Genomic DNA, 20,294 nt, shown 5'->3' with positions numbered 1-20,294 from the left:
TCCGCTACCGCCCTCGTCCGCGCGCGGCAAGAGGATGCCGTGTATTCACCAGCTCGACGAGCCGGGCTGCATCGACATGGGTGTATATCTGCGTGGTCGCGATATCGGCATGGCCAAGTAGGGTCTGGAGCACCCTCAGATCGGCCCCGCCTTCGAGCAGATGCGTGGCGAAAGCATGGCGCAGGACGTGCGGGCTGACTTGCGTCGGCGGCACCCCGGCCCGTCCTGCGAGATCGCGGAGTAGCTGGTAGAGCCGCACCCGCGTCAAGTGCCCGTCCTTCCCGCGCGAAGGGAACAGGAAGCGCGAACCGCCTGCGCGTAGCGCGACCCAGCGCCCGAGCGCCTCCTTCGCCCGCGAAGAGACCGGCACCATCCGCTGCTGGCCGCCCTTCCCCGTAACCGTCACGAACGGCGCATCGCGCGGGACAGCGTTGAGCGGCAGCGAAACCAGCTCTGTCGCGCGCAGGCCCGATCCGTAGAGCATTTCGAGGAGCGCGAGCATTCGGACGGCGGCAGCACAATCGCTTTCCGCCTCTTCCTCCGCCTGTTGTATGAGCGCTTCGACCTGATCGTGCGACAGAATACGCGGCAACGGCCGGCGCGACTTTGGTATGGCCAGCGCCGAGGACGGGTCGTCTTCCCGCAATCCCTCGTCGAGCGCGAAACCATAGAACTGACGCAAGGCCGAGACCTTTCTTGCCACGGTCGACGGCGCGAGGCCGGACCAACTTTGGGGCAGAGAGCGCAAGGCATCCTTGTCCGCCGCGAGCAGATCTCCCACCACGCTTTCGGTCTGTTCCAGATCGCGGGTATAGGCAGCGAGCGTATTGGTCGCCGCCCCGCGCTCGACTGCCATCATTTCGAGAAAATCCGCGATGGCCGCGGAATGCTCGCTCGGGTCACTCACCCGCGCGCGACCGCCTCGGCCGCGATCATCCGCGCTTCGGCGGACAGTCCGACCTTATCGAGCGCGCGAACGATGTGATAAAGATAGAGCGGCGTCATCCGGTTCCAACCGTCGCCCTGCATCCCCAGCCCCGCAAGCAGTGCCACAAGTGGCGCGCTGCCGGCATCGGCTGCGGCGGAGATCGCCCTCGTCCAGCGCGTCTGGCGCGCCAGGTCGATGTCGTGATCTGCCGCCAGCCCGTTCTCGGCCTTGCCGAGCCCGACAAGTCCGGCAACAAATAGCGGTGCGGTCTCGTCGAGATCGCCGACGGCACTGCCGCCGACCGCGCCCTGCTGCGGATCGATCAGAGCGAGCATTGCCCAGCCTTTCGATCCCGGTGCGACCACGTTCTTCCACCGCAGGGCGTTGCGGTCGAGCCCGGCGGAGAGCATCGAGCCGATCAGATCGCCGGCCTCATCCTCGAATGCATCGCTGACCGGCAGGCGCGCGGCGGCATAGGCCGTCATCACCTGTGCGCCGTAAGGGTATTCACCCCCCGCCGCCCACAGGTCCTGCATCGCCGCGAGCCGCGCCGAAGGTTCGGCGGCGACATAGGCGAGGCGCAATTGTTCGGCCTGACGCGCGACCGCGCCTTCGCTTTGGCCCTGCCCGTAAGCAAGGCTGAACAGGTCGACCATCGCCTGGGCCGACAGCACGCCGTTCGAGGCCGCAAACCATGAGGAGGCAGCGCGCTTGTCGATCGGAAGAGCGGGCGCGGTGGCATCGACCATCGCGTAGTAGCGGCCCGCTCCATCGCGGAGCCCGGTGGGCACATCGAGGCCGGCGGCCAAGGCCAGCCCATAGGCGAAGGGGCTCAGCTGCTGGCTCTCGTCCCATTCGACATTGACCGCGCGCCGGGTCGAGCCGCCGGCACCGGCAAAGCGTTGGGCAAGCAGCATTTCGGCACGCGGCAGCACACCTTGCTGGCGCGCACGCTCGAGACGGCGAAGCGATTCGCCGCTGCGGCCCGAATAGGCACCGCAAATATCGCGCGTGATCGTAATCCGCGCGTCCTCGGCATCGTATGGGCGCATGATTTCGAGCATCGGGCAAGCGCCGACGATGTCGCCTGTCGCCACGAAGGCATCGAAGGCGGCCGCGCTCATGCCGCTGTCATAGGCGGAGTTGTCGACTTGCTGCGCGAGAGCGCGGGCAACGTTCCCTTCGCCCATCCGGACGAGCAACGCGGTGCGGAGCGCAGCGAAATCGACCGGATCCATACCAGAGGGCGCGGCAAGCCGAGACGCGAGCGTGCGTCGCAGGAGAATATGTCCCCAGCGCGAAACGAGCCGCCCACTATTGCCGCGCAGCGAAGCTTCGACCAGCGTTGCCGGCTGAGGGCCGAGCGCGGCGGCCTGCAAGCCCCCTTCGCCCTCGCCCAGCACACCGACCGCGCGCAGCGATCGCCGCGCGGCAGGCGGGATGTCGGCCTTGGGCTTGAGGTCGAACAATTCCTCGAATTGGTCGTCCGACATCCGCTCGAGCTCGTCGAGCGACGGAATGTTGGCCGGGATGGACGCCGTGCGGCGTACGCGAGTCTCGCCGGTATCCTGCACGACCGGTACCGATACGGTCGCCGCAGCGGTGGGCGTGGGGGAAGGCTCGGCGTCCTGAAGAGTCGCCATTGCCATGACCGACGTGAGGGCGAGCGCCGATCCGGCGACAAGGTAGCCCAGTTTTTTCATTGCGCACTCTCCGGCACCGGTATTTCCTCGACGATCGGTTCGAGCTGGCGTTCGCCGCCGTCGATCCACGCAACCACGAGCACCAGCAGCACGACGCAGCCGCCGACCACCCACCAGAAACCTCGTCCCAATCTTGCGGTCATGCGAACCTTCGATGCCAATGCGCTTGCGCCTCGCCTAGCCGATCTATAGCCGCCGCTTCAATGGCCCTGACGTCTTCCCCCGAACTTGGCGATCTCGCCGCGCGGCTCGACCGGCCGATCGTGCTGGTAGGACTGATGGGGGCAGGGAAGAGCACGGTCGGGCGCAAACTTGCCGACATGCTCGGCGTCGAATTCGTCGATGTCGATCACGAGATCGAGGCAGCGGCCAATCTAACCGTCGGTGAAATCTTCGAACGGTTCGGCGAGCCGCATTTCCGCGATGGGGAGCGGCGCGTTTTCGCCCGCCTCATCGGCGAGAGCCAAGGCCGGGGCATGGTGATCGCGGCTGGTGGCGGGGCCTTCTCCGATGCCGGGACGCGCGCGCTGATCGTCGAGCGCGCGATTGCGGTCTGGCTCGACAGCGACGACGCCACCCTCGCCGAGCGCGCCACACGCCGCGATACGCGCCCCTTGCTCCGCGATGGCGATCCCGAGGCGAAGCTTGCCGAATTGCGCGCAAAACGACGCGCGGACTATGGCGTCGCACCGATCTGGGTCAAAAGCGGACGCGGCGCGCATCACAGGGTCGCCATCGACATCGCGCGCAGCCTGGAAATGTGGATCGAGCGATGGATCGGATAAAGGTCGAAGCCCCGTCGGCGTCCTATGACGTAGTAGTAGGCACCGGTTTGCTAGCGCAGTTCGAAGAACTGGCGGGACCGTTCCTCACTTCGGGCCGGGTCGCAGTGGTAACCGATGCAAATGTGCGGGACCTGCACGGCGCGGCGCTCGAACGCGCTGTCGCGGATGCCGGTCGCGAAATTGCCTGGCACGTCGTCGATCCGGGCGAAGGCGCGAAAAGCTGGCAAGGCCTCGAGGCGCTGAGCGACTGGTTGCTCGAACAAGGCGTGACCCGCGGCGATCATGTCGTCGCATTCGGCGGCGGCGTGGTCGGCGACCTGACGGGATTTGCCGCCGCGATCCACAAGCGTGGCTGCGGCTTCATCCAGGTGCCGACGACCCTGCTCGCGCACGTCGATAGTTCGGTCGGTGGAAAGACCGCGATCAATTCCTCCGCAGGCAAGAACATGGTCGGCGCGTTCCACCAGCCTGCGCTGGTGATTGCCGACAGCGATTGCCTCGCCACTCTACCGAATCGCGAATTGCGCGCAGGATTTGCCGAAGTTCTCAAATACGGTCTCCTGGGCGATGCCGATTTCTTCGACTGGTGCGCGGCGAACGGTGCGGCGCTGCTGGCCGGCGATGCAGCTCTGCGGCGCGATGCCGTTGCGCATTGCGTGCGCGCCAAGGCGTCGATCGTCGCTGCCGACGAGACCGAACGCACCGGCACGCGCGCTCTGCTCAATCTCGGCCATACCTTCGGTCACGCGCTCGAAGCGGCGACGGGTTTCGGCGACGCGCTGCTCCATGGCGAAGCGGTCGCGCTGGGCATGGTGCTCGCCGTGAAATACTCTGCGCGGACTGGGCTGATGAGCGAAAATGCTGCGCAGCATGTGGACGAAGCGATCGGGCGCGCAGGCCTGCCGACGGCCATCTCCGCGCTCGATTTGGACGCCGACGGTGCCACGCTGGCGGACCTGATGCGGCACGACAAGAAAGTGGTCGGCGACTCGATACCGCTGATTTTGCTGCGCGGAATCGGTGCAGCATTCATGCAGCACGATATCGACCTCGCCGACGTCGCTAGCTTCCTCGATCAGCAGCTTCAAGCGCACTGAAGCGAAGGCTGATCAGCCGAACAAGGCGAAGGACTGGGTCTGTGCTGCGAGCGGACGGCCGCTGGCGTCCCACACACCCATTGTCTGGTGTGAGCTTCCATCTCTGGCATGTTCGGCGCGACTCTCGAGCATGAACCAGCCATCTTCCGTCGCGGGCTGGTCCGTCAGCAGATTGATCTGCCAGGTCATCGAACTCATCGGTGCCGCGATCGGGCCAAGGCCCAGCACGCCGGGCGGCAAAGAATCGGCGATCAGCAACAGTTCGGTCATCGGATCGAGCCCATCGCGCTCCTTCAGCCGCACATACCAGCAGAGCTCGGCTTGCGGTTCGCCAGGCTTCGGCCGGGCAAACTTCATGTCGAGATTGCGCGTGAACTGCGGGCGCATCGGGCTATCCGGCAGATCGCGCGCTTTATCCAGCGGAACCATGTCGGCGGGCGCTGCAACACGATCGAAATCGTATCGGCTATCGAGCGCCTGCATGAACACGAAGGTCGCGCTGAGGCCGACGCCCTTCTCGCTGGTAATTTCCACCGCGATCCAGGTCGCGTTGCGGCCCTTGCGCAGCACGCGCGCCGCCAGTTCCACGTCACCGAACAGCGGCCCGACGAAAGCAATCTGTGCCGAACGCAAGGGTGGCAATTCTCCCCCTAACCGACGCGCGACTTCGTAGGCCAGCGCGGCGGAATACCCGCCAAAGGACGTGCGGCCCTGGGTCCATTCATTCGGGACTTCGGCCAGATACCGGTCGCCCTCTTGGCGGATCGCCGCGAACAACTCGCCTGCAGCCATTCCTATTCGAGCTCCAGGATTACGGCGTCGACGGCCAGGCTGTCGCCTTCCTCGGCATTGATCTTGGCGATCGTGCCGGTTTTCTCGGCGCGTAGGATGTTCTCCATCTTCATCGCCTCGACCGTCGCGAGCGGCTGTCCGGGCTGCACCTCCTCGCCTTCCGCGACATGTAGGCTGACCAGCAGGCCCGGCATCGGGCAGATCAGCAGCTTGGAAAGATCAGGCGGTTCCTTCTCGATCATGTGATTCGCCAGCGGCGCGACGCGCGCGGGCAGGATCCGTAGATCGTGGCTCGCCCCGCGAGTGGTCAGCGTCAGACCGGTCACGCTGGACTTGAGGCGAACCGACATTTGCTCGCTGCCTTCACCGTTCTCATCCGCATCGAACAGCGCATGCACGATGCGATCGCCCGGCGTGTATTCCATCGACAGGTCCACCGCCTCGCCATCGACCACGATTTCCGATTCGTTGATCGTCACCGCGTGATCGGTATCGCCGAGGCGGATCGTCCAGTCGAACACCGGATCGGGCGCGCCGTTCAACTGCTGGTCGATGCGCTTGGCGCGGTCGTTGCGCGCGGTGGCGATGAAGCCCGCGATCGCGGCGAGCCGCTTCTGCAGTTCGACGTCAGCAGGCGCGCCTTCGAAACCTTCGGGGTATTCTTCGGCGATGAAACCGGTGGTCAGCTCGCCCGAGCGGAAACGTGGGTGCTGCATGATCGCACTGAGAAAATCGACATTGTGGCCGAGCCCCTCGATCTCGAAGGCATCCAACGCGGCGATCTGGAGGTCCGCGGCTTCGTCGCGCGTCTCGCCCCAGGTCACCAGCTTGGCGATCATCGGGTCGTAGAACATCGAGACTTCGCCGCCTTCGAACACGCCATCGTCGACGCGCACGCCATCGACACCGCGACGACCGTTTTCGGCGTCGTCGTGGATCCAGCCCGGAAGTGGCGGATCGTAGCGCACCAAACGCCCGGTGGAGGGCAGGAAACCACGATAGGGATCTTCGGCATAAACGCGGTTCTCGATCGCCCAGCCATCGATCTTCACGTCGTCCTGCGTCATTTCGAGCTTTTCGCCCGCCGCGACGCGGATCATCTGCTCGACCAGATCGACGCCGGTGATCGCTTCGGTCACCGGATGCTCGACCTGCAGGCGGGTATTCATTTCCAGGAAGTAGAAGCTCTCGCCGGTCTCGTCGGCGCCGCTGACAATCAGTTCGACCGTACCGGCGGAATGGTAATCCACCGCCGCGGCCAGGGCGACGCTTTGCTCGCCCATGGCTTTGCGCATTGTCGGCGTCACGAACGGCGACGGCGCTTCCTCGACCACCTTCTGGTGGCGGCGCTGGATCGAGCATTCGCGCTCGTTCAGATAGATGATGTTGCCGTGCTTATCGCCGAGGATCTGGATCTCGATGTGGCGCGGGTCTTCGATGAACTTCTCGATGAAGACGCGCTCGTCGCCGAAGCTGTTCTTGCCCTCGCGTTGCGTAGCCTCGAACCCGTCCTTCACGTCCTGATCGTCCCAGGCGAGACGCATACCCTTGCCGCCGCCGCCGGCGCTGGCTTTCATCATCACCGGATAGCCGATCTTATTGGCCCATTCGAGCGCTTCGGCCGTATCGGCGATCGCGCCGCCCGATCCGGGCACGGTGTTGACCCCGGCTTCGGCGGCGAGCTTCTTCGATTCGATTTTGTCGCCCATCGCCGCGATCGCGCTGGCGGGCGGGCCGATGAAAGTGATGTTCTCCTTCTCCAGCGCCTCGACGAAGCTGGCGCGTTCGGAGAGGAACCCATAGCCCGGATGGACGGCGTCTGCCCCCGTCTGCTTGCAGGCATCGATGATCTTGTCCGCTACCAGATAGCTTTCCGCCGCCGCCGCCGGGCCGATATGCACCGCCTCGTCCGCCATCTTTACGAACGGCGCGCGCGCATCGGCATCGGAATAGACCGCCACGGTGGCGATCCCCATCCGCTTGGCCGTCTGGATCACACGGCAGGCGATCTCGCCGCGATTGGCAATCAGGATTTTCTTGAACATCAATTTTCGTCCAACAGGGTCTGGAGTTGTTCTGTGCGCAGTTCGGTCAACGTGAAAAGGCAGCTATTGGCAATCAGGGGCGCAATGCTCCCGCCTTCAAATCGGTCCCGCTGCAGGGCGCATTCGGCATCGCGGTAGGCCAGCCAGGACCGCTGGGCCTTCAGGATCGCGTTCCATGTATCCGTCTGGCCGTCGTCGGCGCGATAGCGCTCGGCCACCTGCGACCATGCCTGGTTCAGCGCAATATCGGCGCGCAGATACGTGCGGTAGGAGCAGACGTTCATCGCCGTCTGCGTCATCGGCTCTTCGCAATCGAGGTCGGGCAATTGCCGGAGCGATTCCTGCAGCGCGCATTCGCTTGAAATCCTAGCGCCGCTCTTCTCGGAGCAGTCGGCCGGCGCGGCGACAAGGAGCAGCAGTGTAGAAACGATCATCGATTGTCCTCTCGTCCCGCCGCATAGCCGATTAGCGCGTCGGCGTAAGCCCCCGCGCCGCGGCGATCCCCCTCACCTTCGACCAGCGAGCCGATGGCGCGGGCGAGCATGGCGATATTGGCAGCAGACAGATCGCCCAACGGCGAAACGTAGACTCCGATCGTGAACAGGATCGCGCCCGTCTGCGGCAAGCGGCGCAAGGTCTGGCGCTCGGAGCGGACGAACAGCGTCTCACCAGCATTCTGGCGAGTCACATGGGCGAATGCTGTTGCAGGCGGCTCGGCCACCCAGCGCATGTCGCCGGTGGTGGCGATGAACCAGTTGCAACGGCCATAGATCGGCCCGGGCTTCAGCTTGGCCATGAAATGATCGACCCCGCTGGCGAGCTGTTCCTCATAGCCCTGGATCGGCGCATGGAGCGCGCGCAGCGGGAGGCCGAGCTTGTCGGCGGGCGTCCAGTCCGACGGCCACGCCACCGCCGCGCCGACGAGGCGATACTGCTCGTCCTGCTCGCGCTTGGTGAGGAGGCACATGTCTTCGTGATGGGCCTGCGCGGCTTCGGGCAGACCGCCGGTGAGGCCGAGCATAGCGGCAAGCTCCCCTCCGGGCCCCTCACCGTCGGGAGAGAGCTGGATGCCCTCCGGATAGGCGGCGAAGCCTTCGGCCCGCGCGGCAAGGTCGGGATCGGGCTGGAGCCAGCATTCCTCGTCGAGCTTCTGGAGGCCCATCTTCAACTGCCCCCCTCCGCGCGCCTTGGGAAGGAGGTCCTCGACGGAGAAGCCGAGGCTCAACTGAAGGCACCACCGATCAGCGCGAGGAAGGCACCGATTCCGGCCCCGAGCAGTCCGGGTGCCAATCGATGTCCGAAGCGCAGCCAGGAGGTAGAGACTTTCTTGCCGCGCGCCATCTGCACAATATCGGCCTGGCATTGCAGCGCGACGATGCCCCCTGCGGCAATCAGGCCCGCTGTCACCAGCATCTGCCAGAACTCTATCCGCTCGGCGAACAGGCCTTCGGACAAAGTCAGGATGCCGCCCAAGGTCAGGATCGACAGCGAGGTCATGTTCTTGAAGAAATCGTAGCTGAGGTTCTCGGCATCTGCGCCCTTGAACTCGGCGATCAATTGCTCATCGGTCGTCCCGCCAAGGCGTTCAGTCAGCGATTTCTTCTCGGTCATTCAGCCGGCTCCATTTGCTGATCTACCCCGGTCCGAGCCTGACGAAGGGGCTCCTCGCCTTGTAGCGGCGTCAGCCCCAGCTTGGCGAACAGCGCGCCGTCGCTGTCGTCGCCCGCATTCGGCGCGGTGAGCAGCTTGTCGCCGGTGAAGATCGAATTCGCGCCCGCCATGAAGCACATTGCCTGCGTGGCCTCGCTCATGCTCTCGCGTCCGGCGGACAGGCGCACCATGCTCATCGGCATGGTAATGCGCGCGACCGCCACGGTGCGAACGAATTCGATATCGTCGATCTTGGCGAGCGGGGTATCGGCGAGCATGTCGCCCAGCACCGTGCCCTTGACCGGAACCAGCGCGTTGACCGGCACGCTTTCGGGATGGCGTTCGAGCGTGGCGAGCGTGTGGACGAAGCCCACGCGGTCCTCGCGCGTTTCGCCCATGCCCACGATTCCGCCGCTGCACACATTGATGCCCGCATCGCGCACGTTCTGGAGCGTATCGAGCCGGTCCTGGTAGTTGCGCGACGAGATCACCCGCTCGTAATATTCCGGCCCGGTGTCGACATTGTGATTGTAATAGTCGAGGCCCGCTTCCTTGAGCATATCCGCCTGCTTTGGCGTCAGCATGCCCAGCGTCATGCAGGTCTCCAGCCCCATCGCGCGCACGCCTTTCACGATCTCGACAATCGCGGGCATGTCGCGGTCCTTGGGATTGCGCCACGCGGCGCCCATGCAGAAGCGCTGGCTGCCCGCATCCTTCGCCTGCGCCGCAGTCTGCAGCACGGCGCGAACGTCCATCAGCTTGGTCGCCTCAACGCCGCTATCGGCCTTCACCGACTGCGAGCAATAGCCGCAATCTTCCGGACACCCGCCGGTCTTGATCGAGAGCAGCGTGCACAGCTGCACCTGTTCGGGCGGATGATATTCGCGATGGACCGTGGCAGCTTGGAAAAGCAATTCGGTGAAGGGAAGGTCGAACATCTCGGCGATTTGTTCGCGTGTCCAGTCGGTGCGGATTTGGGTCATTCTGGTTCGACACCTTCTTCTTCAATCATTGCCTCGGTGGTTGCGTCTGGAGGATGTGCTGCGAACAACGTTCCGTCATTCCTTCGAACCAGATAGAAACGCCCTGAAATCCTCGATTGCCATGGCTCGAATGTTTGCGGACACCGGCCGATCACAATCCTCCCATCGATCTCATTTTGCGGAGGCGTTTCATCGACGTGCATGTTGACTTTCGAGCCAGATAATTTTTCGTCACCCTTGAGAACCTCAAAAATCTGCAGCTCGCAGACCCCAGTTGTCTCAAGACAAAAGGCTTCGGCCTCTACAACCAGATCGCTGCGCTCGAATTTCGCGCTCGGAATCAGCTGCCGACAGGCTTGAGCTGCCGTCGGCGAAAGAGCCAACAGCATTCCCAAACCTGCGGGTAGGAATCTCATCACTCCGCCGCCTCCAACTCGTCCCCCGCAGGTGGCATATTGTGCCCCAGCAAGCGCAGCACGTCCGCGGCGCACTCGACCACGTTACTGCCCGGGCCGTAAATGCCCTGCACCCCGGCATCGCGCAGGAAGTCGTAGTCCTTCTGCGGAATCACGCCGCCGGCGATCACCTTGATGTCTGGGCGGCCCGCGTCTTTCAGCAAGCCGATCAGTTCGGGGATCAGCGTCTTGTGGCCCGCCGCAAGGCTGCTCGCGCCGATGGCGTCGACTTGCGTTTCGAGCGCCATGTCGCGGGTTTCTTCCGGCGTCTGGAACAGCGGGCCGGAGACGACTTCGAAGCCCATATCGGCAAAGGCGCTCGCGATCACATTGGCCCCGCGGTCGTGGCCGTCCTGCCCCATCTTGGCAACCATCAGGCGCGGCGCGCGGCCCAGGCGGCGTTCGACCGCCTTCACGCCTTCGACCACCTGCGCATAGCGATCGTCGTCGGCATAGGCTTCGGAATAGACGCCGCGCACCGGGGCGGGGATCGTGTCGTAGCGACCGAACACATCTTCCATTGCCGCACTGATTTCGCCAAGCGTGGCGTCGTGGCGCGCGGCCTCGACCGCGAGCTGCAGGACGTTCTCACCGCCCCGCGCGCCTTCGGTCAGGGATTCGAGCGCGGCCTGGCACGCCTTCTCGTCGCGCTTGGCGCGCACTTCCTCGAGCCGCGCAATCTGGCTCTGGCGCACAGCGTGGTTGTCGATATCGAGCGTGTCGATCTCGTCTTCCTTGTCGCGGCGATACTTGTTGACCCCGACAATCACGGTCTCGCCGCGATCGACCCTGGCCTGCTTCACCGCGGCGGCGCGCTCGATCTGCGCCTTGGGCTGACCGCTAGCAACATATTCGGTCATCCCGCCCGCCGCCTCGACCTCGTCCAGCATGGCCTTGGCCTTCTCGACCAGCGCCGCGGTGAGGCTTTCGATGTAGTACGAACCGCCCAGCGGATCGGCGACATTGGTGATGCCGGTTTCTTCCTGGATCACCAGCTGCGTGTTGCGCGCGATGCGAGCGGAGAAGTCGGTCGGCAGCGCGATCGCCTCGTCCAGCGCATTGGTGTGGAGCGACTGTGTGCCGCCCAGCACCGCCGCCATCGCCTCGATCGTGGTGCGGATGACGTTGTTGTAGGGGTCCTGCTCCTGCAACGAAACGCCGCTCGTCTGGCAATGGGTGCGCAGCATCTTCGACTTGGGGTTCTGCGCACCGAGATCGGTCATCACATCGTGCCACAGATGACGCGCCGCGCGCATCTTGGCGATCTCCATGAAGAAGTTCATGCCGATGCCCCAGAAGAAGGACAGGCGCGGCGCGAAGGCATCGAGATCGAGGCCCGCTTCCATCGCGCGCTTGGCGTATTCCTTGCCGTCGGCAATGGTGAAGGCGAGTTCCTGCACCGCGGTGGCCCCGGCCTCGTGCATATGATAGCCCGAGATCGAAATGCTGTTGAATTTCGGCATGTTGGCCGAAGTATAGGCGATGATGTCCGAGATGATCCGCATGCTCGGTTCGGGCGGGTAGATATAGGTGTTGCGGACCATGAACTCCTTGAGAATGTCGTTCTGGATGGTTCCGGCGAGCTTGTCCTGCGAAACCCCCTGCCGCTCCGCCGCGACGATGTAGAACGCCAGCACGGGGATCACCGCGCCGTTCATCGTCATCGATACGCTCATCGTGTCGAGCGGGATTTGGTCGAACAGGATTTCCATGTCGCGTACGGTGTCGATCGCGACGCCAGCCTTGCCGACATCGCCAACCACGCGCGGGTGATCGGAATCGTATCCGCGATGGGTGGCGAGGTCGAAGGCGACCGAGAGGCCCTTCTGCCCGGCGGCCAGATTACGGCGATAGAAGGCGTTCGATTCCTCTGCGGTGGAGAAGCCCGCATATTGGCGGATGGTCCACGGCCGCCCGGTATACATCGAGGCATAGGGCCCGCGCGTGAACGGCGCGATGCCCGGAACACCGGGATCGAGTTCGGGCGCGTGGGCACCCACATCTTCAGACGTATAGAGTGGCTTGACCGCGATCCCTTCCGGCGTGTGCCAGGTCAGGTCGCGGCCCTTCACTTCCTTGTCGGCCTTGGTTTTCCAGTCGTCGTAAGTGGGGGTTTTGTTGTCGCTCATGACCGAGCCTGTAACCCGAACGCCGCCGCCTGCCAAATCCACAAGGCGCGCTTTCCCGCGATCCGGCGCTTGCACAGGCCGAATGGTTGGCACGCGCAGCTTCCAAGCGACAGACGGTTAAGATCGCGCTAACCCCGCCCGATTCTTGCCACGGCCGGAACCACGCCATGCCCGTTGCCGAAGCCACCCCTACCCTCCACGAACCGGCCGACCGGTCCTTCCTCGGTCATCCGAAGGGGCTCGGCTATCTCGCTTTTACCGAGGCGTGGGAGCGGTTCTCCTTCTACGGCATGCAGGCGCTGCTGGTGCTCTAGATGACGAAATCGCTGCTGCTGCCGGGCGAGGTCGAAAGCGTGGCGGGGATCGAGCAATTGCGTGCGCTTTATGGCGGAATCGACGGTCAGGCCTTCGCCAGCGCGATCTTCGGAACCTATGCGGCGAGCGTCTATCTCACGCCCATCCTGGGCGGCTGGATTGCCGATCGTGTGCTGGGCAAGCGACGCACGGTGCTGCTTGGCGCGATCACCATGGCGCTGGGCCATTTCCTGATGGCGTTCAACGTCACCTTCCTGCTCGCGCTGCTGTGCCTGATCCTGGGGTCGGGCATGTTCAAGGCAATATCGCCAGCCAGGTCGGCAGCCTTTACAAACCCGACGATCTGCGCCGTGCCGACGCGTTCCAGATCTTCTACCTCGCGATCAACGCCGGTGTGATCGCCAGCCCGCTGATCGTTGGCACGCTGGGTGAGACGATGGGCTGGCACTGGGGCTTCGGCGCGGCGGGCGTCGGCATGCTCATTGGCCTCGCGATCTATCTCTGGGGCCAGAAATACCTGCCCCGCGAACATTTCGGCGTCGCGAAAACAACCGCCGAGCCCAAGGAGCCGATGAGCCGCAAAGACTGGCTCGCCACCGCCGCGCTGATCCTGCTGATCCCGGTGCTGGCGGTGGCGATCGTGCCCAATAACCAGATCTTCAACGCCTATCTCGTCTGGGCGGACAAGGATTTCGCGCTCTATTGGGGTGGCGAGAAGCTGCCGACCACTTGGCTGATCACGCTCGATGCAGTGGTATCGGTCAGCTTCCTCGCGATCGTCGCGGGGTTCTATCGCTGGTGGAAGACCCGCTGGACCGAGCCCGACGAGCTGACCAAGATCATCATCGGCTCGGTGTTTTCGATCGGCGGGATGGTGTGCCTCTACATGGCGGCAGCGACCACACCTCCGGGCGAGAAGATCGGCCTTGCCTGGCCGGTCATGTTCCACATCGTCAACTCGATCGGCCTCGCGCACATGCTCCCGGTCAGCCTCGCGCTGTTCGCGCGGCTTGCACCCAAGCAGATCAACGCGACCGTGATCGGTCTCTATTACCTGTCGTTCTTCGCCGGCAATTCGCTGGTCGGCTGGGTCGGCGGATGGTTCGAGACCATGCCGGTAACGCAGTTCTGGCTGATCCACATGGCTCTGGCCACAGGGGCAGGCGTGGTGTTCATGCTGTTCAAGCTGCTGCTTGCCCCGCGCCTTATGGGCAAGGCCGAGCCCGAGGATGCAGCGCTGGCCTGATCCGGTCAGCGCCGCGCCGCTGGCGAGCGATCACTCGCCCTTGAAGTCCGGCTTGCGCTTCTGGAGGAACGACATCGCGCCTTCGACGGCATCCTTGCTGTCGCCCGCGCGGTGCTGGCCGAGCGCTTCCTGATGGAGCGCGCCGGTCAGGTCGTGCTGCAGCGCGTGCATGATGTTCTCGCGAATCTGGCCCAGCGCCAACGTGGGCCCCTTGGCGAGGCGCGCAGCGAGGGCCTGCGCCTCGTCGGACAGCGCCTCGTCGGATACGGCCTTGTAGATCAGGCCCCAGTCCTCGGCCTTTTCCGCGCCGATCTTCTCGCCCAGCATCATCATCTCGGTCGCGCGGGCCTTGCCGATCAGGCGGGGCAGCATCCATGTCGCGCCGCCATCGGGCACGAGGCCGATATTGACGAAGGCCTGGAGGAAATAGGCCGAGCTTCCGGCGAGGACGAAATCGCACGCCAGCGCGATCGAGCACCCGATGCCCGCCGCCGGTCCATTGACCGCCGCGATGATCGGCACGCTGCATTGCGCCATCTGCACCATCAGCGGGTTGTAGCTCATCGACAGGCTGTCATAGGCCCCGCGCCCGCCGCTGGACCCGCGGTCGCGGCCACTGGCGAGATCGGCACCCGAGCAGAACGCCCGCCCTGCCCCCTCGATCAGGAACGCGCGCGCATCACCCGGCGCAGCCAGCGCATCGCGCAGTTCGACGGCCATGGCAGGCGTGATCGCGTTCAGGCGATCGGGCCGGTTAAGCGTGATTTTCGCGACCGAATTATCGTGGTCGACGAGGATATTTTCGTAATCTGCCATCGGGCCTCCCGTTCGGGCCTGCGACTAGCCGCAGTCACCGGCTTACAGCAAGACCCTGATCAGGTGGATTCGGCTTCCTGCTCTACCGACGCTTCGTCGCGATGCGCGGCACGGTAGGGGAAAATGAACGTCCATTTCGTGCCCGTGCCTTCCGATTTCCGCTGCAGCTCCCCGCCGATCTGCTGCGCCAGAGCTTCCATAATTCGGCTGCCAGACCCCTCACGCTCAGAATCGTCGGACATACCCTTGCCATCATCGGCGATGCTGACTTCCAGCTTGTCGACCCCGTTCTTCTGCAACGCCACCCTCACACGACCGTCGCGATTGCCCGGGAAGGCATGTTTGGCGGCATTGGTGATAAGCTCGTTTATCAATAGGCTGAGCGGTGTTGCGTCCTCCACCGGCAAGGTGACATCGAGCAATTCGTTCTCAAGCGAAATGTTGTCCGGCAAAACCGACTGCTGCAATTGGTGGCATAGCGACCGAATCAGCTCGCCCGCTTGCACGAAATCGATTTCGCCCGCCTGATCCAGCAGATCGTGCACCGCACGGATCGCGTGGATCCGGTTTTCAAGGTCGCTCAGCGCCTTTTTGACATCCGCACTATCGCTGGCCTTGCTGCGAAAACTGACCAGCGCATTGAGCAACGCCAGATTGTTTTTCACCCGGTGGATCAACTCGCGGTGAAGGCGTCCCTCGGCCTCGAGCGCTCGCTCAAGATTGGCGTTGTCGTTTCGCTTCGACAATAAATCGCGGTTCAGTTCTCGTACCAGTCCGCGCAGTTGGGCAAAACCCTCGTCGCGATCCCGCGCGCTCACCAGCAGGATATTGTGCTCGGCGGCATCCTTGTCCCACACGCCGCGCCCGCGCATTTTCAGCTCGACGCCTTTCATCGGGCCCGATCGGAAGGTCGCATTCAGCGGCAGCCACTGACCCGACTGCGCAATTGCGCGGAGTTTACCGCGCAGCTCATTATTCTCGTTGGCAAATAGGTCGAACACGTGCTGCTCACCATCGACGAGGAATTCCTCCGCCGCCGGATTGGCGAACAGAATCTTCCCGCCCTTGCCAAGCAGCAGGGTTTCCTGGCTCAGGTTGTCTACGACCCTGGCGCAATAGCTGGCGGAAAGGCTGCCCCGGCTCTTCATACTAAATCAGATCGTCATCCACGCGGAAAAATTCGTGGTCTTCGTCGCCCGCCGTATCGGTGGGCTTGAGATTGATCACGACCCGGCAACGCCCGTCGCCTTTGGCAATAGTCTCCTGGAGGTCGACGCGGGCATAACCCAGCTGATTGGCGGTAATCCGGCCAAACACATTGGATGTCATCCGGCAAAGCGCCGGCCGCCCTTCGGCAAGCTCGGCAAACGGGCAGGCATCGTTCCCCAGCACAATCTGGTCGTCATCCACGCTGATCACGTGAAACTTGCCCCCAATTCGCCCCTTCAGATCGACCAGCAACTCGGCCAGCTCCTCCGGCTCGAACCGTTCCTTGCCGGAGGATTCCTTATACTGGTCTTCGATCCAAGTGCCAATTTCGGAACCGACCAGCGCGACATAACCCGCCGCCTCATCCAGACCGACAGTTTCTTCCAGAGATTTTGCAAACGAACTGATCATCTTCCGGAAGAAGAGATCGCGATCGAGTGGCAAATCCAGCTCTTGCATGTCTGTCGCCCCCCTGTAATCGGCAAACCGCCGCCCCTGAGCGCAGCCCTATCAGATTTGTGAACAAATTCAACGTCCGTGGACCGTCGCGACCCGCCAATGCGAGAATGCGTCGCGCCCGGACGATCAGGCGCTGGTCGGCGTTTCCATGATTTCCGTGAGCTGGCCCATCATGTCCTTCGGATGGAGGAAGAAGATCGGCGTGCCATGCGCGCCGATGCGCGTCGGGCCGAGGATGCGCTTGCCCTTCCCCTCGAACCACTCGCGTGCCGCCTCGATGTCCTCCACCTCGTAGCAGACATGGTGCTGGCCCCCGGCGGGGTTTTTGGCGAGGAAACCGTTGATGGGGGAGCTTTCGTCATAAGGCTCGATCAGCTCGATCTGCGTGCCCTTGCCGACTTCGCCCGCGCTGTCGGGCGTATCGACGAAGCAGACCTTCACGCCCTGTTCGGGCAGGTCGAACGGCTCGTTGATCCGCACCGCGCCCATCGTGTCGCGGTAATAGGCGACGGAGTCCGCAATCGAAGGCGTCGCGACGCCGATATGGTTGAGACGGCCGAGTTTCATCTCTAATCCTGCATAATACAAAACAGCCGATGGTACTCAGCTCCATAAGTACCCGGTATTACGTAACTCATCGCACCCCCACCCTGTCGCTCAATCATCCTACCCTCGGAATCATACGCGACCCACAAGAGAACCTGAATTCGTTCCTTCGCGCAGTCGAGCCGATAACGGGTCTTAGTCTCGCGGTAATCAACATCTCTGTTTTTCTTATGGTACCCACGGACCCAAAACTCGGGCTGGCGTTCAGATTCCGTTCGAGCATTTAGCAACTGCTCAGCGTGGACTGCAAAATCATCCTCCTGCCCCACTTCATCAACATTTATCCAAATCGTCCCATCCGGAGTTATGTCAAACCCGTAGGGCGAGTTCGCAGCCACCCATTCTAGCCATGGACTTGATTGGGCTAGGGCCTGAGAGCTCAGGAATATGACGAAGAAAAACAGCGCCCTTTTCATGCGATCACCTCAAAGCGGAATATTATCGTGCTTCTTCCAAGGGTTCTCCAGCACCTTCCCGCGTAGCTTCCTGAGCCCCAGCGCAATCCGCTTGCGCGTCGAGTGCGGGAAGATCACCTCGTCGATATAGCCGCGTGAGGCGGCCACGAAGGGGTTGGCGAAGCGGTCTTCGTATTCCTTGGTCTTTTCGGCGATCTTGTCGGGATCGTTGCGGTCCTGGCGGAAGATGATCTCCACCGCGCCCTTCGCGCCCATCACCGCGATCTCGGCGGTCGGCCAGGCGTAGTTGAGGTCGCCGCGCAGGTGTTTGGACGCCATCACGTCATACGCGCCGCCATAGGCCTTGCGGGTGATGACGGTGATCTTGGGCACGGTCGCCTCAGCATAGGCGAAGAGCAGCTTCGCGCCGTGCTTGATGATGCCGTTATGCTCCTGGCTCGTGCCGGGGAGGAAGCCGGGCACGTCAACGAAGGTCAGGATCGGAATGTCGAACGCATCGCAGAAGCGGACGAAGCGCGCGGCCTTCTTCGACGAATTGATATCGAGCACGCCCGCCAGCACCATCGGCTGGTTCGCGACGACGCCCACCGTGCGGCCTTCGACGCGGCCGAAGCCGCACAGGATATTGGCCGCATGGGCGGGCTGGATCTCGAAGAACTCGCCCTCGTCCAGCACTTTGCGCAGCACCTCGTGCATGTCGTAGGGCTGGTTCGCATTGTCGGGGATCAGCGTATCGAGGCTGCGTTCTTCGCGCTCGATTGGATCGGCGGTCGGGCGGTCGGGCACATCCTCGCGGTTCGACAGTGGCAAATAGTCGATGAAATCGCGCGCCGCGAGCAGCGCCTCGATATCGTTTTCATAGGCGATATCGGCGACGCTGGTCTTGGTCGTATGCGTCACCGCACCGCCCAGTTCCTCCTGCGTCACCGTCTCGTTGGTCACCGTTTTTACCACTTCGGGTCCGGTCACGAACATGTAGGAGCTGTCCTTCACCATGAAGATGAAGTCGGTCATCGCCGGGCTATAGACCGCCCCGCCCGCGCAGGGGCCCATGATCAGCGACAGCTGCGGGACCACGCCCGATGCAAGCACGTTCTTCTGGAACACTTCGGCATAGCCGCCGAGCGATGCAACGCCTTCCTGGATGCGCGCGCCGCCCGAATCGTTGAGGCCAATTACCGGCGCGCCGACCTTCATCGCCATGTCCATCACCTTGCAGATCTTCTCTGCATGGCGCTTCGACAGCGAGCCGCCGAATACGGTGAAATCCTGGCTGAAAACGAAGACGAGACGGCCGTTGATCGTTCCCGAACCGGTGACCACACCATCGCCGGGGATCTTGTTTTTCTGCATCCCGAAATCGACGCAATCGTGTTCGACATAGGTGTCGAGCTCTTCGAACGAGCCTTCGTCGAGCAGAACGTCGAGCCGTTCGCGCGCAGTCAGCTTGCCCTTGGCGTGCTGGGCATCGATGCGTTTCTGCCCCCCGCCCATGCGGGCGGCTTCGCGGCGGCGTTCCATTTCGGCAATATTGGCGGACATAGGCTCTGGCGCTCTCCCTTGGTTACGAGGCGGTTAGCCACCGACGGGGCAAGTTGGCAAGCTTCGAGGGGGCGCTAGACCTTTACTACCCCGCAGGCGATCAGGCTTTTTGCGCAATCGACGACGCTCTCTTCGGGCGGGCGGGTCTCCCAGTCGAGCACCTCTTTGGCATGGCTCACATCGTAATATGTAGTGCGCCCGAGGCCGGGTTTGATCTGCCGCACACCCGAATTGAACAGCGCCAGCGCGTGTACCATCCAGTTCGGCATCACCCGCTTGGGCACTTTGCGCGTCTGTCCGGGCGGCAGGCGGCGGCGCAACACCTCGGCGATCTCGATCAGCTTCATCGGCTTGCCAGAAGCGATGAAGCGCTCGTTGGCGAGGCCGGACTGGGTCAGGCAGCGGACATGGAGGTCGGCCAGATCGCGCAGGTCGACCACGCCGAAGCCGATATCGGGCGCCATTGGCATCGAACCATCCAGAAGTTGTTTCACAACCTGCACCGAGGGCGAGAAATCGGCGTCGTAGACAGGGCCGAGCACCATCGAGGGATTGACCGAGACGAATTCCATCTCCCCGCCATTGGCCAGCACCCAGTCGCGCGCGGCGCGTTCGGCGATGGTCTTGGACTTGGCGTAGGCGCCCGTTTCGGCATGGGTGATATCGGTCCAGTCGCTTTCGTCGACCGTGCGGGTCTTGGCATCGCTGCCATAGGACACCGCGGCGACCGAGCTGGTCTGCACGAAGCGCGCGACGCCCGCTTCCTTGGCGAAACGCAGCGCGCGGATCGCGCCTTCGCGAGCGGGCACGATCATCTCGTCCTCATCCTTGGGCGTGCCGACCGCAATCGGCGAGGCGACATGGGCGACGGCGTCGCAGCCGGCATTGGCCTCTGCCCACCCGGCATCGTCCATCAGATCGGCCTCGAAGATCTTCAGCTTGGCCGCGCCGACATCGAACCGGTCGCGCAAGCCGTCCTCGCTCTTCTTGCGGTTGCGCACCGTCGTGTGGACGGTGTGCCCGGCTTCGAGCAGGCGGTCGATGATCTCCCCGGCGATGAAGCCGGTGCCACCGGTAACGAGGATGGTCTTGGGCATTGCGTCTCTCCCTTCGGAGAT

Annotated in this window: 22 protein-coding genes; 5 read left to right on the top strand and 17 right to left on the bottom strand. The window is 63.4% G+C overall.

Translation table 11 applies throughout. The features are described 5' to 3' along the window. Positions 1-4: 4 nt before the first annotated feature. The 3 genes from GRI68_RS03955 to GRI68_RS03945 are packed head-to-tail and all read right to left on the bottom strand — an operon-like array spanning position 5 to position 2,774. On the bottom strand, positions 5-907 hold the full coding sequence (locus GRI68_RS03955; RefSeq protein ID WP_325063757.1) for a tyrosine recombinase: 903 nt from the start codon (positions 905-907) through the stop codon (positions 5-7). Continuing rightward, positions 904-2,631 (bottom strand): hypothetical protein, encoded by a 1,728-nt coding sequence (locus tag GRI68_RS03950; RefSeq protein WP_234028706.1) that lies wholly within the window; start codon positions 2,629-2,631, stop codon positions 904-906. The genes GRI68_RS03955 and GRI68_RS03950 overlap by 4 nt, the downstream gene beginning before the upstream one ends. Beyond that, positions 2,628-2,774, bottom strand: a complete 147-nt coding sequence (locus tag GRI68_RS03945; RefSeq protein WP_160616037.1) for a hypothetical protein — start codon at positions 2,772-2,774, stop codon at positions 2,628-2,630. The genes GRI68_RS03950 and GRI68_RS03945 overlap by 4 nt, the downstream gene beginning before the upstream one ends. Positions 2,775-2,834: 60 nt before the next feature. On the opposite strand from GRI68_RS03945, the gene GRI68_RS03940 reads away from it, so the two are divergent. Further along, on the top strand, positions 2,835-3,416 hold the full coding sequence (locus GRI68_RS03940) for a shikimate kinase (RefSeq protein WP_160616036.1): 582 nt from the start codon (positions 2,835-2,837) through the stop codon (positions 3,414-3,416). Then, complete coding sequence (aroB, locus tag GRI68_RS03935; RefSeq protein WP_160616035.1) at positions 3,404-4,513, top strand: 3-dehydroquinate synthase; 1,110 nt, start codon at positions 3,404-3,406, stop codon at positions 4,511-4,513. Before GRI68_RS03940 ends, aroB begins: the two co-directional genes overlap by 13 nt. Positions 4,514-4,525: 12 nt before the next feature. Here aroB and GRI68_RS03930 read toward each other — a convergent pair whose 3' ends face one another. From GRI68_RS03930 to scpA, 8 genes are all read right to left on the bottom strand, one after another. Beyond that, a complete protein-coding gene (locus GRI68_RS03930; protein ID WP_160616034.1) occupies positions 4,526-5,305 on the bottom strand; it encodes a thioesterase family protein in 780 nt (259 codons plus the stop codon). A gap of 2 nt (positions 5,306-5,307) precedes the next feature. Next, a complete protein-coding gene (locus tag GRI68_RS03925) occupies positions 5,308-7,350 on the bottom strand; it encodes an acetyl-CoA carboxylase biotin carboxylase subunit (protein WP_160616033.1) in 2,043 nt (680 codons plus the stop codon). After that, positions 7,350-7,676 (bottom strand): lysozyme inhibitor LprI family protein, encoded by a 327-nt coding sequence (locus tag GRI68_RS03920; RefSeq protein ID WP_199799708.1) that lies wholly within the window; start codon positions 7,674-7,676, stop codon positions 7,350-7,352. Before GRI68_RS03920 ends, GRI68_RS03925 begins: the two co-directional genes overlap by 1 nt. A gap of 104 nt (positions 7,677-7,780) precedes the next feature. Continuing rightward, positions 7,781-8,575 carry a heme-dependent oxidative N-demethylase family protein gene (locus tag GRI68_RS03915; RefSeq protein ID WP_160616031.1) on the bottom strand — a complete coding sequence of 265 codons (795 nt, stop codon included), beginning with the start codon at positions 8,573-8,575 and terminating at the stop codon, positions 7,781-7,783. Then, the gene (locus GRI68_RS03910) at positions 8,572-8,961 is read right to left on the bottom strand and encodes a hypothetical protein (protein ID WP_160616030.1); all 390 of its coding nucleotides are present in this window, start codon (positions 8,959-8,961) and stop codon (positions 8,572-8,574) included. Before GRI68_RS03910 ends, GRI68_RS03915 begins: the two co-directional genes overlap by 4 nt. Then, on the bottom strand, positions 8,958-9,983 hold the full coding sequence (bioB, locus tag GRI68_RS03905) for a biotin synthase BioB (protein ID WP_160616029.1): 1,026 nt from the start codon (positions 9,981-9,983) through the stop codon (positions 8,958-8,960). The genes GRI68_RS03910 and bioB overlap by 4 nt, the downstream gene beginning before the upstream one ends. Beyond that, on the bottom strand, positions 9,980-10,399 hold the full coding sequence (locus tag GRI68_RS03900) for a hypothetical protein (RefSeq protein WP_160616028.1): 420 nt from the start codon (positions 10,397-10,399) through the stop codon (positions 9,980-9,982). Before GRI68_RS03900 ends, bioB begins: the two co-directional genes overlap by 4 nt. After that, entirely contained in the window at positions 10,399-12,567 is a 2,169-nt protein-coding gene (gene scpA, locus GRI68_RS03895; protein ID WP_160616027.1) for a methylmalonyl-CoA mutase, read from the bottom strand. Before scpA ends, GRI68_RS03900 begins: the two co-directional genes overlap by 1 nt. A gap of 167 nt (positions 12,568-12,734) precedes the next feature. On the opposite strand from scpA, the gene GRI68_RS13955 reads away from it, so the two are divergent. From GRI68_RS13955 to GRI68_RS03890, 3 genes are read left to right on the top strand one after another with little or no spacing between them, the layout of a single operon-like run. After that, positions 12,735-12,881, top strand: coding sequence for a hypothetical protein (locus GRI68_RS13955; protein ID WP_325063756.1), 147 nt, complete (start codon positions 12,735-12,737; stop codon positions 12,879-12,881). Continuing rightward, positions 12,882-13,280, top strand: a complete 399-nt coding sequence (locus tag GRI68_RS13950) for a hypothetical protein (RefSeq protein WP_325063755.1) — start codon at positions 12,882-12,884, stop codon at positions 13,278-13,280. Continuing rightward, complete coding sequence (locus tag GRI68_RS03890) at positions 13,187-14,128, top strand: POT-type proton-dependent oligopeptide transporter (RefSeq protein WP_325063815.1); 942 nt, start codon at positions 13,187-13,189, stop codon at positions 14,126-14,128. The genes GRI68_RS13950 and GRI68_RS03890 overlap by 94 nt, the downstream gene beginning before the upstream one ends. Positions 14,129-14,158: 30 nt before the next feature. Here GRI68_RS03890 and GRI68_RS03885 read toward each other — a convergent pair whose 3' ends face one another. The 6 genes from GRI68_RS03885 to GRI68_RS03860 all read right to left on the bottom strand — a co-directional run bounded on the left by GRI68_RS03885 (position 14,159) and on the right by GRI68_RS03860 (position 20,273). Next, entirely contained in the window at positions 14,159-14,944 is a 786-nt protein-coding gene (locus tag GRI68_RS03885) for an enoyl-CoA hydratase-related protein (protein ID WP_160616026.1), read from the bottom strand. A gap of 59 nt (positions 14,945-15,003) precedes the next feature. Beyond that, the gene (locus tag GRI68_RS03880) at positions 15,004-16,092 is read right to left on the bottom strand and encodes a sensor histidine kinase (protein WP_160616025.1); all 1,089 of its coding nucleotides are present in this window, start codon (positions 16,090-16,092) and stop codon (positions 15,004-15,006) included. A gap of 1 nt (position 16,093) precedes the next feature. Further along, positions 16,094-16,612, bottom strand: coding sequence for a methanogen output domain 1-containing protein (locus GRI68_RS03875; protein WP_160616024.1), 519 nt, complete (start codon positions 16,610-16,612; stop codon positions 16,094-16,096). Between the two features lie 126 nt (positions 16,613-16,738). Then, positions 16,739-17,179, bottom strand: coding sequence for a methylmalonyl-CoA epimerase (gene mce, locus GRI68_RS03870; protein ID WP_160616023.1), 441 nt, complete (start codon positions 17,177-17,179; stop codon positions 16,739-16,741). A gap of 464 nt (positions 17,180-17,643) precedes the next feature. Then, the gene (locus GRI68_RS03865) at positions 17,644-19,176 is read right to left on the bottom strand and encodes an acyl-CoA carboxylase subunit beta (protein ID WP_160616022.1); all 1,533 of its coding nucleotides are present in this window, start codon (positions 19,174-19,176) and stop codon (positions 17,644-17,646) included. A 74-nt stretch (positions 19,177-19,250) separates the two neighbouring features. Then, on the bottom strand, positions 19,251-20,273 hold the full coding sequence (locus tag GRI68_RS03860) for an NAD-dependent epimerase/dehydratase family protein (protein WP_160616021.1): 1,023 nt from the start codon (positions 20,271-20,273) through the stop codon (positions 19,251-19,253). Between the last annotated feature and the right edge of the window lie 21 nt (positions 20,274-20,294).

Origin of the sequence: Alteriqipengyuania halimionae, from assembly GCF_009827575.1 — a bacterium.
Classification (GTDB): Bacteria; Pseudomonadota; Alphaproteobacteria; order Sphingomonadales; family Sphingomonadaceae; genus Alteriqipengyuania_A; species Alteriqipengyuania_A halimionae.
This window is presented reverse-complemented; position numbering and strand designations above follow the sequence as displayed.